The organism is Catelliglobosispora koreensis DSM 44566, assembly GCF_000379685.1.
GTDB lineage: Bacteria > Actinomycetota > Actinomycetes > Mycobacteriales > Micromonosporaceae > Catelliglobosispora > Catelliglobosispora koreensis.
This window is the reverse complement of sequence record NZ_KB903250.1, coordinates 699,436-713,486: the sequence shown is the minus strand read 5'-3', so window position 1 is coordinate 713,486 and position 14,051 is coordinate 699,436. Positions and strand designations below refer to the sequence as shown.

Sequence of the window (14,051 nt, the reverse complement as noted above, 5' to 3'; positions counted from 1 at the left end):
CTGGGTAGATAGGCCAGAACTGTAAGCCCAGCAATGGGTTCAGGTGACTGGTACTAACCGGCCGAGGACTTCAACACACCACAGCAGAAAACATATGCCCTGCACGCGTCCACTTTGCACATCACAACTTGCAAACAACCCCCGCAAAAGGGAAACAGCAAGTTCATAGAGTTTCGGCGGTTATAGCGGCAGGGAAACGCCCAGCCACATTCCGAACCTGGAAGCTAAGCCTGCCAGCGCCGATGGTACTGCACTAGCGATGGTGTGGGAGAGTAGGACACCGCCGGACAATACTTCAAATATGGCCAGCCCACACGGGCTGGCCATATTTGTATTTCCCTGCCAATTCGAATTGCTTAGCTAATAGCGATAAGGACGGGCCGGTGAGTGAAGTAATAAGCATCGTCGGTCGAATCTTCCTCGATGACGTCCGGGTTGATTCGCTCTATGACGACATATTGGTTTGTCGCGTAAGTGATGCGGGCTTCGTATGGGGTTTCCGGCTCGTGCAAGAGGTTGATGCCTGAGCGGGCCATATCGCTGCCGTCGAGTCCGTTGACGGTGGCCAGGACGCGGCCGCTCACGAGCACGATGACGCGTTCGCCACTTGTCGCGAGCAGTGTTGACGGTGCTGGTGCGGTCCAGTGCCAGATGACGTTGCCGGTTCTCGGGTCTTGTCCCGTTAGCTCGGTGAGCTTCTTCGGGTCGTTGGGCACGATGGCGACGTCGCGGGCTAGCAGAGCTCCGGGTTGTGCCAAGGGGGCTGACTCGATCGGTTGAGATTCCGTCAGGAGCCAGCCGGTGTGGGTGCCGTCCGTGGAGGTTAAGCGCACGGCACGGCACAGTGAGGTGACGGTCGCGCAGGAGATGGGCTCTACTGACTTCACTGATGTGCCAAGGGGTGTTTGCGCGTTGCCACTGTGGGTGTCGATGCGCCGGACCGTCTGCGTGCACGTGTCGAGGAGGTAGATCTGCTCAGAGGTCGCGAACTCTTCACCGCGGCACTGGGCGTTGACCGGGTTGTCGATCTGCCACAGGCGTGTGCCTTCGGTCGAGTAGGCACGGATCGTTTCAGCGCCAACCGTGATGATGCTCGTGTCTGTCGTGAATAGACCGGGCGGGCTATAAACGGTGTCAGCACCCGTGCGGCGGCCGGTGTATTCGTCAGCGAGCACTTCGCCTTCGACCCGCCAGACAACCTTGCCAGTCTTGGCATCGATGCCCACGAGCACACCGTCAGACCATGACGTGACAACGATGGAGCGTGGTGACTCGGCCACGACGACGCCGGTGAGTTGAGCCGGCCAGCGACGGTAAGCCCAGTAGGCGCTTCGTTCGTAGTGATAGGACGGTGGACCGTCAGCCCACACCTCGCGCTTCTTGGCGAAGATGCGGATGCGGTCGTCGACGATAAGTGGTGCGGCGACAAAGACTCCGCGCTTACCCGGCCCGACAGTGTCTGTTTCGGACTGTGGATAGGGCGTGATGGCTGGAGTGGACACGTCTGCCGGGCGCAGGACTCGCCAGACCGTGACGCCAACCGCAGCAAGCAAAGCCCCGGTGACGACTCCGGCTAGGGCGACTCGGACCCGGCGGGATAGACCGCGTTCTGTCATCAGCTCGAGTGACTTTGGTCGGCTTCAGGGCCGAGATACCTCTCGGCCGCTGCGAGGAAAGCATCGTTTTCTTCAGGCGTGCCAATCGTGACGCGCACGCCGTCGCCCGCGAACGGCCGCACGATCACACCGTGGCTCTCACAAGCCTGGCCGAACTCAACGGCCCGTGCGCCCAGGGGCAGCCAGATGAAGTTGGCTTGGCTGGCCGGAACGTCAGGGAGCCACTTGGTCACGATGGACTGCACGCGCTCACGTTCGCTGATGATGATGTCGCAACGGCGGCGCATCTCCGCTTCGGCGTCAAGCGCCGCCATAGCGGCGCTTTGAGCCAGGGCGTTGGTCGAGAACGGTGTCACGACTTTGCGGATCGCGTCGGCGACGTCAGGCTGTGCCACGAGGTATCCGATGCGCAGCCCTGCCAGGCCCCAGGCCTTGCTGAGGGTCCGCAGGACGACGACGTTGGGGCGGTCTCCGTAGGTCTCAAGCCCGTCGGTGACCTCGGGATCAGTGACGAACTCCCGGTAGGCCTCGTCGAGCACCACGATGATGTCGTCAGGCACCGCTGCCAGGAACTCATCGAGCTCGGCGCGGCGGACACTCGTACCCGTCGGATTATTGGGGTTGCACACCAGAATCATGCGGGTATGCGGGGTGATCGCCGCGGCCATGGCCTTGAGGTCGTGCTCGTGCGATGCCGTGTTGGGCACCTTGATCGAGGTGGCGCCGGTGGTCGAGGCGATGATCGGGTAGGCCTCAAACGAACGCCAGGAGTAGAGCAGGTGGTCGCCAGGCACGCAGGCCGTCCGCACGAGGTGCTCAGCCAGCGCGACCGAGCCGCAACCGGTGACGACGCGGTTAGCCGCGACGCCCAGGCGATCGGCGATCTTGTCGCGCAGGGCGGCGACGCCCATGTCGGGGTAGCGGTGGACACCGTTGGCGGCTTCCGTCAGGGCTTCGACCACGCCAGGCAGCGGACCGAATGGCACCTCGTTACTTGCCAGCTTGATCGCGCCGGGCACGGACCGCCCAGGCACGTAGTTGGGTAACGCGGCCAGGTCGGGACGGGTGAGGCTCCTGGTTCCCATGGTTCTAGTGTCCTTTCTTGCCGGGCGAGCCCGGAAGTTGCACCACGAAGGTGCCCGCGGATCGATCGTGCCAGGCCATCCGCTGGGTGGAGTCGATGGCAACGAACATCACATCAAGTATCTGGGCTATGAAAACGAACGGTCCACAGAAAAACAGGAAAAGCAGCGGCAATGCCATCGGATTCCATCGGCGCCAGGACCGGAGCATGCCAATGGGCTCAAGGCTTTCCGCTCGTACCACCTTAATGCGCATCAACCGTTTACCCAATGTCTGTCCAGATTGGGCAGTTGAGGGCACTTCGTAGGCAAACCAGAGGGCCAGTCCAAGCAGCGTAATGATGATGGACAGGGTGTCGAGTTCGCCTGTGCGGGCCTCGGGCAGCGGGTCGCCGGTCGTGAGAACGGTGCGCATGAGCGGGATCAGCGTCTGGAACCACTTGTAGATGAACCAGCCGTTGATCAGGGCGTTCAGCAGCACCACGACGCCAATATCGATCAGCCGTGCGAGCATGCGGGCGCCTGGTGACGCCAGCGCCAGACCGTGCGGGCGGATCGGTGGGCCAGCCGGAAGACGGGTGGGCGGCCGCTGCCCGGGGCGAGGCGGACCGCCCGGGCTAGCGATGATTTGCGGCGGTGGCCCCGGGGGTGGTGGCACATCCTTGGGGATGGGTGCGCCAATCCAGCCGGCCCCGTCCCAGTAGCGCTGGGTATTTGGCTCGGCCGGATCCTGGTACCACCCGGGGCTGATCGTCATGGAGATATTTAACCGGCCTTCACCACGACGGTGCCGGCCGCCTTGTCATGTAGGCATTGCTGCAAGGGCTTATCCCACAGTTGCCAAAGACCATCGATCCATATCAGGAACGGTACGAAGGAAGCGGCGACCCACTCGACAGCCCACCGTTTGACCAGGTGAGCGCGAGTCAACGTGGCGTTGGGGTCGACCGGGATGATGCGCGAGCCCATGACCCGTTTGCCGATCGTCTGTCCCTTACGCAGCTGGTATTCCACGAAGTAGAGATACGTGAAGCCCAGTGAGACAAGGATGGAGGCCGCGAAGTAGGCGAGGAACGGAAGCCAGAACCGCGAGAAATCAAACGGGAAGGCCGCCGAGTCAACGTGAGTCTTCGCGGCTGCCGCGTTCATCTCCTCGAACATGACGAACATCCACCAGATGAGGAACGGCAGCGTCAGCACGAGGTAGACCCCGTAATAGATCGCGTAATCGATGATGAACGCGAGCGCACGGTTGCCAAAGTCGGCCAAGGGCTGGCCGTTGGGGGCGGCCGGCGGGGGTGCCGGCCGCCAGGGTGACGTAGGCGGAGGGGATGGGTAGCTCACGGGCGTCATCTTTCCATGAGCCAGCAATGATCAGAGGTTCCCGCGGATGTCCTGCTCGCGCTCGATCGCCTCGAACAATGCCTTGAAGTTCCCCTTGCCGAAGCCAAGTGACCCGTGCCTTTCGATGAGCTCGAAGAAGACGGTCGGGCGGTCCTGGACCGGCTTGGTGAAGATCTGCAGGAGGTAGCCGTCTTCGTCACGGTCGACGAGGATCCGCCGCTTCTTGAGCTCTACGATCTCGGTGCGGACCGTTCCAATGCGCCCACGGAGCACCGGGTCGTCGTAGTAGGAGTCCGGCACAGCCAGGAACTCCACGCCCGCGGCACGCATCGCGTCAACGGTCGCCAGGATGTCGTTGGTCGCCAGTGCTATGTGCTGCACGCCAGGGCCACCGTAGAACTCGAGGTATTCGTCGATCTGCGACTTCTTCTTGGCCACGGCTGGCTCGTTGAGCGGGAACTTCACCTTGCGGGTGCCGTTGGCGACCACTTTGCTCATCAGAGCGGAGTAGTCGGTCGCGATGTCGTCGCCCACGAATTCGGCCATGTTCGTGAAGCCCATGACGCGGTGGTAGAACTCCACCCACTCGTCCATCTTGCCGAGCTCAACGTTGCCGACGATGTGGTCGATGGCCTGGAAGAACCGCTTTGGTCCGCCCGCGGGACGTTCGATGATTGGGTCGGCGGCGACAAAGCCGGGGCGGAACGGTCCGTTGTAGGAAGTCCGCTCGATCAGGGTGTGGAGCGTTTCGCCATAGGTCGCGATCGCGGCGACGCGAATGGTGCCGTGCTCGTCGGTCTCGCTGGCAGGAGCATGCACTCCACGAGCGCCGTGCGCGATGGCGTATTCATAAGCGGCGTCCACGTCGGGGACCTCAAGAGCGATCTCGGTGACCCCGTCACCGTGCTTGGCGTGGTGCTCAGCACCGGGCGCGGCGGCGTGGACGGCACCGCGCAGGACGAACCGCGCCGAGCCTGATTCGAGGACGTATTCCGAGAAATCACGGAAGCCCTGTTCGGGGCCGCGGTAGGCGACAAGCTTCATGCCGAAGGCCGCCGAGTAGTAGTAGGCCGCCTGCTTGGCGTTGCCGACGAGGAAGGTGACGTGATCGACGCCCTTTACCGGGAACGGATCGTGAGCCTGTTTGGCCCGTGCTTCAGCGACAGCGGTCATGTGGTGATGGTGGTCACCTGGATTGATGATGCGCAAATGGTCCCGTGAACCCTGGGCAACGTGCGCAGAATTGTGCAACGATTCCGCCAGGAGGTGTACAACTTGTCCAGTGCAGTGGACGCCATCGATGTAATGATCATTGAGCTGCTGGCCGCTGAGCCGCGCATCGGCGTGCTGGAGCTATCGAGACGGCTCAAGGTCGCCCGCGGCACGGTGCAGGCCCGGCTCGACCGGCTGCAGGTGCGCGGGATCATCACGGGCTACGGTCCAGATCTCGATCCGGCCGCACTTGGGTTTGCCGTGATGGCGTTCGTGACTTTGGAGATTCGTCAGCACGAGGGACATGACATCGTCGCGGTGCATCTGTCGACGATCCCGGAAGTCCTTGAGGCACATACGATTACGGGAAGTGGCGATATTTTGTGCCGCATTGTGGCACGGTCCAATGCGGACCTTCAGCGGGTGATCGACGAAATTGTTGCCTACCAAGGGATCTTGCGAGCGTCCACTTTGATAGCACTTGCGGAACAAGTCCGTTTTCGTACGCTTCCCTTGGTGCGTAAGGCTTCTGGGGGATGAGCGCTATCCTGCTTGGATGGTTCAGGCCAAGGCGGGCACAGGCTGGCTCGTAGCCGTCGTCGCGGCCATGACCCTGCTTGTCACCACCGGACTCTGGAATCCGTTCCCGGGACTTTGGGATTGGATGACCAGGAGCCGTCCGCTCGCCGAACCCGCGGTGCATTGGCAGGAGCGCCTCGGGGGAGTACCAACGACGGTCACCCTGCTCGATCGCTTTGTTGTCGTTGAGCAACGTGAGTCAGTTGAGGTGCGCCAGCGTGCGAGCGGGCGGCGGGTGTGGGAGACGAAGGCCGATTGGGCGGCGATAGCGGGCCCTCCAGGCCGGACGGTTGTCGTCTCGGGAACCCTGCTCAAGAAGGGTTACGAGGTGCGCGACGCGGCCACGGGAATGGTGCTGCGCAAGGACGACAAGGCATCCGCGGTCTGGAGTTTCACCAACGCCATGCTCGACGTGTCCTGCCGGTCGTCACAGGACTGTGAAGTGCAGGCACGCGAGCCAGCCAGTGGTGATGTTCTCTGGCGTGCCGGGCTGCCCGGCATTGGCTTCGTGCTCTTCGCCGACAATCCGAAACTTGGCCTCGGCGCGACGTTTTCGCCCGAGCGCATTGAGCTCAACAGCCAGCTGCAGCCCATGCCACCTCTGCTCGCCTTTCCCATCGACGGGCGGCTGCACCTCGTGGAAACCAGCGAAGGCAGAGTGACCGCGGCGGTCGAGCCCGGAAAGCTCACGTCAGTCACGGTGCTCGGGGGACGGGTGGTCCACAGCATCGCGACGCGCAGTGAAGGCACCTGTCTGATCGCGTTGACGGGACGTGACGGGGTCTCGGGAGCGGAGGTCTGGCGCAGGCCGGGCTATCAGCTCAGGACACTTTCGGGTGCCGGGTGTGATCAGCCCAAGGAACCGGTCTCTGGCGGCAACGCCGTGCTCGCCGTGCGCCCGGACGGGCGGGAAGCGCTGCTCGACGCCGGCGACGGCCGCGAAGTCCTGACGTGTGAGACGGGCGAGAAAGTGCTCGCCACGAACGGCGTTTACGCCGTCGTCCTGAGCGCGGACAAGAGTAAGGTCAGCGCGTTTCAGCTCGGCAAGGCCAAAGCGCTGTGGAGCCGTAAGGCGGGAGCCGATGTCTCGGCTGTCATCGGCCCGAAGACTGTGATCATCTCTGAGCACACCCCGGACCGGATCACCATGCTCGACGCCGTGACCGGGCGCGTGCGCACGGAACTGCGCAGCGAGGCGACCGTCTCGGCCTTCGACGGAACCGGCGTGCTGCTAAGTGATCGGCGTGAACTCGGTTACGTTGCGCTCGTGGACTAGCGGGGGCCCAGCGAGAAGATTTACAACGGCGTTACGCTTGCTCCTCGTGACTGACTTCTCCTATTCACCGCTGCTGCCCATCGGGGCGGACACCACCGAATACCGCCTTGTCACTGACGAAGGCGTGGACGTCGTCACGGGACCGGGTGGGCGCCAATTCCTGACCGTCGAGCCGGAGATCCTGACCCAGCTCACGGCCGAGGCGATGCACGACATCGCCCATTTCCTGCGGCCAGCTCACCTGTCACAGCTCCGGTCGATCATCGATGACACCCTGTCGTCACCCAACGACCGTTACGTGGCCCTAGACCTCTTGCGCAACGCGAACATCGCGGCCGGAGGCGTTCTGCCGATGTGCCAGGACACGGGAACAGCCATCGTCATGGGCAAGCGCGGCCGGCACGTGCTCACGGATGGGCACGACGAGGCGGCCATCGCCCGCGGTGTCTACGAGGCCTACACGAACCTGAACCTGCGCTATTCGCAGCTCGCTCCGCTGACGACGTGGGAAGAAAAGAACACCGGCACCAACCTGCCCGCTCAGGTCGAGCTTTACGCCGAGGACCCGGACGGTCATCCCAACGCTTACAAGTTCCTGTTCATGGCCAAGGGCGGCGGCAGCGCCAACAAGTCCTACCTGTACCAGGAAACCAAGGCCCTGCTAAATCCCAAGGCGTTCATGCGGTTCCTCGATGAGAAGCTGCGCCTGATCGGCACGAGTGCCTGCCCGCCCTATCACCTGGCGATCGTCATCGGGGGAACGTCGGCCGAGCACGCGCTGAAGACCGCGAAGCTCGCGTCAGCTAAGTACCTCGATCACTTGCCGCGCCAGGGTTCGATGCTCGCGCACGGGTTCCGTGACGTTGAGCTCGAAGAGGAAGTGCTTGAGCTGACGCGCAACTTCGGCATCGGCGCACAGTTTGGCGGCCGGTACTTCTGCCACGACGTGCGCGTGATCCGCCTGCCCCGGCACGGGGCTTCGTGTCCAGTGGCGATCGCCGTGTCATGTAGTGCGGACCGTCAGGCGCTCGCCAAGATCACGCCAAGTGGTGTTTGGCTGGAGCGCCTGGAGACCGACCCGGCCCGGTTCCTGCCCGACTACGTGCCGGCGAGCGACGACGTCGTGAAGGTTGACCTGAACCGGCCGATGGCCGAAATCCGCAATCAGCTCTCGCAGCTGCCCGTGAAGACGCGGCTGTCGCTGAGCGGGCCGCTGGTTGTCGCCCGGGACATCGCCCACGCGAAGATCGCGTCCCTTTTGGACGATGGGCAGCCGATGCCCCAGTACATGAAGGATCACGCGGTCTACTACGCCGGCCCGGCCAAGACGCCCGAGGGTTATGCCTCAGGCAGTTTCGGGCCCACGACCGCTGGCCGCATGGACTCCTATGTGGAGCGATTCCAGCAGGCCGGTGGCTCGATGGTGATGCTCGCCAAGGGAAACCGTTCGGCACAGGTCACCAAGGCTTGCCAGGCTTACGGCGGCTTCTATCTCGGCTCGATCGGCGGCCCTGCGGCACGTTTGGCGCAGGATTGCATCAAGAAGGTCGAAGTCCTGGAGTACCCAGAATTGGGTATGGAAGCGGTTTGGAAGATTGAGGTGGAAGACTTCCCCGCGTTCATCGTGGTTGATGACAAGGGAAATGACTTCTTCGCCGAAACGTCCAAGCCCGTCCTGAGCATTAGTTCAGCGCGTTAGCGATCGCGGCGGCGGCCTGCTGGACCAGTGGGCCGACCGTCGGAGCGTCCAAACGCGACAATGCGATAACGCCGACGCTCGCCACCAGACCTGGAACGCCGAGCACGGGTGCGGCCAAGCCGTGGGCGCCTGACTGCAATTCGCCTTCGCTGATCTCCCAGCCTTCGGTGAGCGACAGCGCGCGGCCAGCGGCGCCCCGGTCAACAGGGTGCCGCGAGCCCACGCGATAGGCGACGTGGAACATCGTCGAACTCGGCTCGACGACTGCGACGGCCACGGCGTCGAGGCCATCGGCCAGGGTCAGGTGCGCTGTGGCGCCCACGCGTTCGGCCAGGCGCCGCAGGGGCGGAAGCGCCGCTTCGGCCAGCAGAGGCTGAGCGCGGCGGGCAAGGTGGAACAAACCGAGGCCGGTCCGCAGCCGCCCTTCGGGGTCGCGCCGCACGAGCGCGTGCTCGGTCAAGGTCGCCGCCAGCCGGTAGATCACCGCGCGTCCCACGCCCAGCCGGGATGCGGCCTCCGTCACAGTCACCCCGCCAGGCGTATCGGTGACCAGCGTCAAGAGCTTCAACCCGCGATCAAGGGTCTGGGCTGTGTCCATGCGGCAAAGGTATCGTGCGGAGCGTGATCACGACCGTTGCCTTCGATGCTGATGAAACCCTGGTTGCTACGTCGGCGGCGGTGAAGCTGGCGATCGAGGCCGTGGTTCAGCACGTGAATGACCCCGCGCTGACCTTTGAGGTGTTCCGCGAGGATGGCCGTCATTACTGGAAGATCATGCCGGAGAAGCACGCTCGCGTGATCCGGACCCATGCCCTCAGGCACTCCCTCGCTCGCGCGGGCCGGGAGCACCAGATCGATGAGGTCGCCGAGCTTTTCTTCAGCGTGCGGCTGGGCAGCACCAAGCCTTTCCCCGGTGTCGTCGAGACGCTCACCTCGCTGAAGGCTGACTATCAGCTGGGTTACGCCACCAACGGCAATAGCCTGAGCCACCTGTGCGGGCTGGAGGGCTACTTCGCCTTCGAGATCTACGCCCACGACGAAGGTGTTGTGCCAAAGAAGCCCAGTCCGCTGTTCTACAAGGGTCTGCTTGAGGCGGCCGGGGCGACTCCAGAGCAGGTCGTCTATGTCGGAGACGACTACGAAAATGACGTCGTGGGGCCCAAAGCCGCAGGCATGCGCGGGGTCTGGCTCAATCCAGGAAATCAGCTGGTACCGGGTGAAACGCGGCCAGACGCGGTCATCGAAAACTTAATAGAGCTCCCGCGTATCCTTGCAGGGTGGCGCTGAGACTCTATGACACGCTGTCCCGGCAGGTGCGCGACTTTGAACCGCGCGTAGCGGGCAAGGCCTCGCTGTACCTGTGTGGGCTCACCGTGCAGTCCGGCCCTCACATCGGTCATCTTCGGTCCGGCATTAACTACGACGTTTTGCGGCGCTGGCTTGTCCACCTTGGATACGAGGTCACCTTCGTCCGCAACATCACCGACATCGACGACAAGATCCTCGCCAAGTCGCTTGAGCAGAACCGCCCGTTCTGGTCGATCGCCTATGAGAACGAGGTGAAGCTCGGTGCGGCTTACCGCGCGCTGAACGTTCAGTCGCCGACCTATGAGCCGCGCGCGACACAGTGCATCCCAGAGATGCACGAGCTCATCGGTGAACTGATCGAGCGCGGTCACGCCTACGTGGCCAACGACGATAGCGGCGACGTCTACTTCAGCGTGCTGTCCTATCCCGACTATGGCCAGCTGACGAACCGGCGCGTGGAGGACATGCTCGCCGCTCCTGACGGCCCGGAGCGTGCCAAGCGCGACCCGCGTGACTTCGCGCTTTGGAAGGGTGTGAAGCCGAGCGAGCCGCAGGACGCGTACTGGCCGTCGCCGTGGGGACGTGGCCGTCCCGGGTGGCACATCGAGTGCTCCGCGATGACCTACCGCTATCTCGGTCCGGCTTTTGACATTCACGGTGGGGGGACGGATATCGCCTTCCCACACCACGAAAACGAGCTGACACAATCGCGTTCGGTCGGGCATCCGTTCGCGGGCTTCTGGGTCCACAATGGAATGCTCGACCTCGCGGGCGAGAAGATGGCGAAGTCCGTCGGCAACGTCATCGACGTGGGATCTGTTGTGGCGCGCGGCATCCGGCCGGTGGAGTTGCGCTACTACATGATCTCAGCGCACTACCGCGGCCGGATCGAGTTCAGCTGGGGTGCGCTGGAAGAAGCGGCGCTCGGCTATCAGCGCCTCGAAGGGTTCGTGCAGCGGGCGACCGAGCTGACCGGGCACTCCGATCCGACCATCATCTGCGCGGACTTCGAAGAGGCGATGAACGACGACCTGAACACGTCGGCCGCGGTGGCCGCGATTCACGAGGTCGTCCGGGAAGGCAACACGGCACTTGCTTCTGGCGACATGAAGGCGGCGCACGGCGCGCTCGGCAGTGTGCGGGCGATGCTCGGCCTGCTCGGGGTCGACCCGTTCGACCCGGCCTTCGCCGCCACGGAAGACAAGGGCCTGTACGAGACGGTCGACGCACTGGTGGCCCTCGCGCTACAGCAGCGGACAGCCGCACGCGAACGTAAGGACTGGGCCGCCGCGGATGCCGTGCGCGACCAGTTAAAACAAGCAGGCGTAGCCATTGAGGACACGCCCCACGGACCAAGATGGACACGCCATGCCGGGTAATTCGCAACGCCGCAACATTCGCAAAGTAGCCAAGAAGACGGCGGTGAAAGGCACCGGCGGCAAGAACAAAGACACGCTCACCGGGCGCGGCAAGACGCTGCCCGCTGACGAACGCCCGTGGCACAAGGGCTACTCCGGCACGGAGAAGCTGCCCTCCAAGACCGCGTGGAAGCAGGACAAGGAACGCAAGGCGGCGGCCGCCGAAGGCCGTGCCCCGAAGATCGGCAAGCCGGGAACCAAGGACACCACTTGGGGCCGGGGCGGCACGGGCCGGGGAACGCCACGCAAAGCCGCCGCTCCCACGCGCACGGGACCGCGGGTCGCTGCGGGACGCAAGAGCGCCACGCCCAAGGACGCCCCGGAACTGCTCGTCGGGCGTAACCCTGTCGTGGAAGCAATGCGCGCTCACGTTCCGGGCACGGCACTCTATGTGGCGCAAGGCATTGAGATCGACGAGCGGATCAACGAGGCTGTCCGCACGGCGGGCGACCGCGGTATCGCGATCCTCGAAGTCAGCCGCACCGAACTCGACCGGCTGACCGGAGGCGTGCTGCACCAAGGCATTGGGCTTCAGGTGCCGCCCTTCTCGTACGAGAACTTCGACGATCTGCTCATGAGTTCACTGGAGCACCCGTCACCACTGCTCGTCGCGCTCGACGGCGTGACCGACCCGCGTAACCTCGGTGCGGTCATCCGGTCGGCGGCAGCCTTTGGCGCGCAAGGGATTTTCCTGCCCGAGCGCCGGTCGGCAGGCATGACAGCGACAGCCTGGCGCACGAGCGCCGGAGCCGCCGCCCGCATGCCGGTCGCTCAGGTGACGAACCTGACCCGTGCGCTGAAGCAGGCACAGCAAGAAGGCTTCATCGTCGCCGGGCTCGACGCCGACGGCGAAACCTCCTTGTATGACTTGGAAGCCGCCATCGGCCCCATCATCGTCGTGGTCGGCTCCGAAGGCCGGGGACTGTCGCGTTTGGTCGGCACTACGTGTGACCTGCGTGTCAACATCCCGATCGGGTCGGAAGTCGAGTCTCTCAACGCCTCCGTCGCCGCCGCCATCACCCTCGCCGAAGTCGCCCGCCGCCGCTCGCTCTAGCCGCAGTCGCCCTAACCGAGGTCGGGGCGGGTCATGGCGAGGACGTCGAGGATCTGGTCGAGGTTGCCGATGTCGTGTCCGCGTTCGAGGACAACGTCCTTAATGGACTTGTTCTCGGCGAGGGCTTGTTTGGCGATGGCGGCCGCTTCTTCGTAGCCCACGTATTTGTTCAAGGGCGTCACGATCGAGGGGCTGCCTTCGGCGTACCCGCGGAGGATGTCCTCATTGGGACGCAGGCCCGCCACGCACTTCTCGGCCAGGAGAACCGCGGCCCGGCTCAAAAGGGTGATGGATTCGAGCAGGTTGCGCGCGATGACGGGCAACATGGTGTTGAGTTCGAAGTCGCCCTGTGAGCCGGCGAAGGTGACGGCGGTGTCGTTGCCGAAGACTTGGGCGCAGACTTGGCGGACCGACTCGCAGATGACCGGGTTGATTTTGCCCGGCATGATCGAGGAGCCGGGTTGCAGGTCGGGCAGCTGAAGTTCGCGAAGGCCGGCGCGGGGGCCGGAGCCCATCCAGCGGATGTCGTTGGCAATCTTGAACATCGAGACGGCGACGGTCTTGAGCTGACCGGACAGTTCGACCAAGGCGTCGCGGGCGCCGTGTGCTTCGAAGTGGTTCGCGGCCTCCACTGTGGACGGTAGGTAGGTGTAAACGGACCGCCGGAAGGAGGCTGTCGCGTTGATGCCGGTCCCTACCGCCGTGCCGCCTAAGGGGATTTCGCGCACGCGGGGAAGGACGGCCTCGACGCGTTCGGTGCCGCGGCGGATCTGCTGGGCATAACCCGAGAACTCCTGGCCGAGGGTCACGGGTGTGGCGTCCATGAGGTGCGTGCGGCCCGCTTTGACGATCTGCGTGAACTCAACCGCTTTGGTATCAAGGGTTTGCACGAGCAGCTTCAAGGATGGGAGCAGCTCATCGGTGACGAGGTTGAGCGCGGCTAGGTGGATCGCCGAGGGGAACACGTCATTGCTCGACTGGGACGCGTTGACGTGATCGTTGGGGTGGACCTTGTTGCCGATCTCCACGCCCGCGAGCGCTGCCAGCACCTCATTCATGTTCATGTTGGTCGAGGTGCCCGAGCCCGTCTGGAACACGTCGAGCGGGAAGTGCTCGTCGAGTTCTCCCGTTTGGACCCGCCGGGCCGCACTGGCGATGGCGTTGGCGACGGCCTGGTCCAGGACGCCGGTGTCCGCGTTGGCCTTCGCGCAAGCCTCCTTGATCTGTGCCAAGGCCTTAATGAGCGCCGGGGGCATGACCTGCCCCGAGACCGGGAAGTTGGCGATGGCCCGCTGGGTTTGCGCGCCCCAAAGCGCGTTGACCGGGACCTGAACCTCGCCCATCGTGTCGTGCTCAACGCGGTACTCCGTCATACGAGAATCCTATTTCCTCACCCTCGCGCGGAAGTAGAACTGCGTGCTACCTTGCTGCATAGCTTCCACATAAACAGATAGCGTCCACAT

Annotated in this window: 13 protein-coding genes and 1 rRNA gene; 7 read left to right on the top strand and 7 right to left on the bottom strand. The window is 63.9% G+C overall.

Going from position 1 to position 14,051, the window contains the following annotated elements; all coding sequences use genetic code 11:
• Positions 1–172: 172 nt before the first annotated feature.
• A 5S ribosomal RNA gene (gene rrf / locus A3E1_RS0110590) occupies positions 173–289 on the top strand.
• Positions 290–356: 67 nt separating this feature from the next.
• On the opposite strand, the gene A3E1_RS0110585 is transcribed toward rrf, so the two are convergent.
• From A3E1_RS0110585 to hppD, 5 genes are read right to left on the bottom strand one after another with little or no spacing between them, the layout of a single operon-like run.
• Positions 357–1,616 carry an outer membrane protein assembly factor BamB family protein gene (locus A3E1_RS0110585; protein WP_020520739.1) on the bottom strand — a complete coding sequence of 420 codons (1,260 nt, stop codon included), beginning with the start codon at positions 1,614–1,616 and terminating at the stop codon, positions 357–359.
• Positions 1,616–2,701: a histidinol-phosphate transaminase gene (gene hisC, locus A3E1_RS0110580; protein ID WP_020520738.1), complete on the bottom strand. Its 1,086-nt coding sequence runs from the start codon at positions 2,699–2,701 to the stop codon at positions 1,616–1,618. Before hisC ends, A3E1_RS0110585 begins: the two co-directional genes overlap by 1 nt.
• A 4-nt stretch (positions 2,702–2,705) precedes the next feature.
• Entirely contained in the window at positions 2,706–3,455 is a 750-nt protein-coding gene (locus A3E1_RS0110575; RefSeq protein WP_020520737.1) for an RDD family protein, read from the bottom strand.
• Between the two features lie 8 nt (positions 3,456–3,463).
• The gene (locus tag A3E1_RS0110570; RefSeq protein WP_051104966.1) at positions 3,464–4,042 is read right to left on the bottom strand and encodes an RDD family protein; all 579 of its coding nucleotides are present in this window, start codon (positions 4,040–4,042) and stop codon (positions 3,464–3,466) included.
• Between the two features lie 30 nt (positions 4,043–4,072).
• A complete protein-coding gene (gene hppD, locus A3E1_RS0110565) occupies positions 4,073–5,215 on the bottom strand; it encodes a 4-hydroxyphenylpyruvate dioxygenase (RefSeq protein WP_020520735.1) in 1,143 nt (380 codons plus the stop codon).
• A gap of 93 nt (positions 5,216–5,308) precedes the next feature.
• On the opposite strand from hppD, the gene A3E1_RS0110560 reads away from it, so the two are divergent.
• The 3 genes from A3E1_RS0110560 to A3E1_RS0110550 are packed head-to-tail and all read left to right on the top strand — an operon-like array spanning position 5,309 to position 8,808.
• The gene (locus A3E1_RS0110560; protein ID WP_040390642.1) at positions 5,309–5,794 is read left to right on the top strand and encodes an Lrp/AsnC family transcriptional regulator; all 486 of its coding nucleotides are present in this window, start codon (positions 5,309–5,311) and stop codon (positions 5,792–5,794) included.
• A gap of 16 nt (positions 5,795–5,810) precedes the next feature.
• Positions 5,811–7,109, top strand: a complete 1,299-nt coding sequence (locus A3E1_RS0110555; RefSeq protein WP_020520733.1) for an outer membrane protein assembly factor BamB family protein — start codon at positions 5,811–5,813, stop codon at positions 7,107–7,109.
• Positions 7,110–7,155: 46 nt separating this feature from the next.
• Complete coding sequence (locus A3E1_RS0110550; protein WP_020520732.1) at positions 7,156–8,808, top strand: fumarate hydratase; 1,653 nt, start codon at positions 7,156–7,158, stop codon at positions 8,806–8,808.
• Here the strand turns inward: A3E1_RS0110550 and A3E1_RS0110545 are convergent.
• The gene (locus tag A3E1_RS0110545) at positions 8,792–9,406 is read right to left on the bottom strand and encodes an IclR family transcriptional regulator (protein ID WP_020520731.1); all 615 of its coding nucleotides are present in this window, start codon (positions 9,404–9,406) and stop codon (positions 8,792–8,794) included. The two genes, A3E1_RS0110550 and A3E1_RS0110545, sit on opposite strands and share 17 nt — an antisense overlap.
• A gap of 23 nt (positions 9,407–9,429) precedes the next feature.
• Between A3E1_RS0110545 and A3E1_RS0110540 the strand changes: the two genes are divergently transcribed.
• Genes A3E1_RS0110540 through rlmB form a run of 3 tightly spaced genes read left to right on the top strand, consistent with a single transcriptional unit; the run spans position 9,430 to position 12,588 of the window.
• Positions 9,430–10,095 carry an HAD family hydrolase gene (locus A3E1_RS0110540; RefSeq protein ID WP_020520730.1) on the top strand — a complete coding sequence of 222 codons (666 nt, stop codon included), beginning with the start codon at positions 9,430–9,432 and terminating at the stop codon, positions 10,093–10,095.
• Positions 10,086–11,495, top strand: a complete 1,410-nt coding sequence (gene cysS / locus A3E1_RS0110535; RefSeq protein WP_020520729.1) for a cysteine--tRNA ligase — start codon at positions 10,086–10,088, stop codon at positions 11,493–11,495. Before A3E1_RS0110540 ends, cysS begins: the two co-directional genes overlap by 10 nt.
• Complete coding sequence (gene rlmB, locus A3E1_RS0110530) at positions 11,485–12,588, top strand: 23S rRNA (guanosine(2251)-2'-O)-methyltransferase RlmB (RefSeq protein ID WP_020520728.1); 1,104 nt, start codon at positions 11,485–11,487, stop codon at positions 12,586–12,588. Before cysS ends, rlmB begins: the two co-directional genes overlap by 11 nt.
• A gap of 11 nt (positions 12,589–12,599) precedes the next feature.
• Here rlmB and A3E1_RS0110525 read toward each other — a convergent pair whose 3' ends face one another.
• Positions 12,600–13,961, bottom strand: a complete 1,362-nt coding sequence (locus tag A3E1_RS0110525) for a class II fumarate hydratase (RefSeq protein WP_020520727.1) — start codon at positions 13,959–13,961, stop codon at positions 12,600–12,602.
• Positions 13,962–14,051: the final 90 nt, after the last annotated feature.

What these genes read in the sequence shown, in the direction of transcription:
- A3E1_RS0110585 (WP_020520739.1), bottom strand. Translation starts at nt 1,616, where the DNA reads ATGACAGAACGCGGTCTATCCCGCCGGGTCCGAGTCGCCCTAGCCGGA.
- hisC (WP_020520738.1), bottom strand. Translation starts at nt 2,701, where the DNA reads ATGGGAACCAGGAGCCTCACCCGTCCCGACCTGGCCGCGTTACCCAAC.
- A3E1_RS0110575 (WP_020520737.1), bottom strand. Translation starts at nt 3,455, where the DNA reads ATGACGATCAGCCCCGGGTGGTACCAGGATCCGGCCGAGCCAAATACC.
- hppD (WP_020520735.1), bottom strand. Translation starts at nt 5,215, where the DNA reads ATGACCGCTGTCGCTGAAGCACGGGCCAAACAGGCTCACGATCCGTTC.
- A3E1_RS0110555 (WP_020520733.1), top strand. Translation starts at nt 5,811, where the DNA reads ATGGTTCAGGCCAAGGCGGGCACAGGCTGGCTCGTAGCCGTCGTCGCG.
- A3E1_RS0110545 (WP_020520731.1), bottom strand. Translation starts at nt 9,406, where the DNA reads ATGGACACAGCCCAGACCCTTGATCGCGGGTTGAAGCTCTTGACGCTG.
- rlmB (WP_020520728.1), top strand. Translation starts at nt 11,485, where the DNA reads ATGCCGGGTAATTCGCAACGCCGCAACATTCGCAAAGTAGCCAAGAAG.
- A3E1_RS0110525 (WP_020520727.1), bottom strand. Translation starts at nt 13,961, where the DNA reads ATGACGGAGTACCGCGTTGAGCACGACACGATGGGCGAGGTTCAGGTC.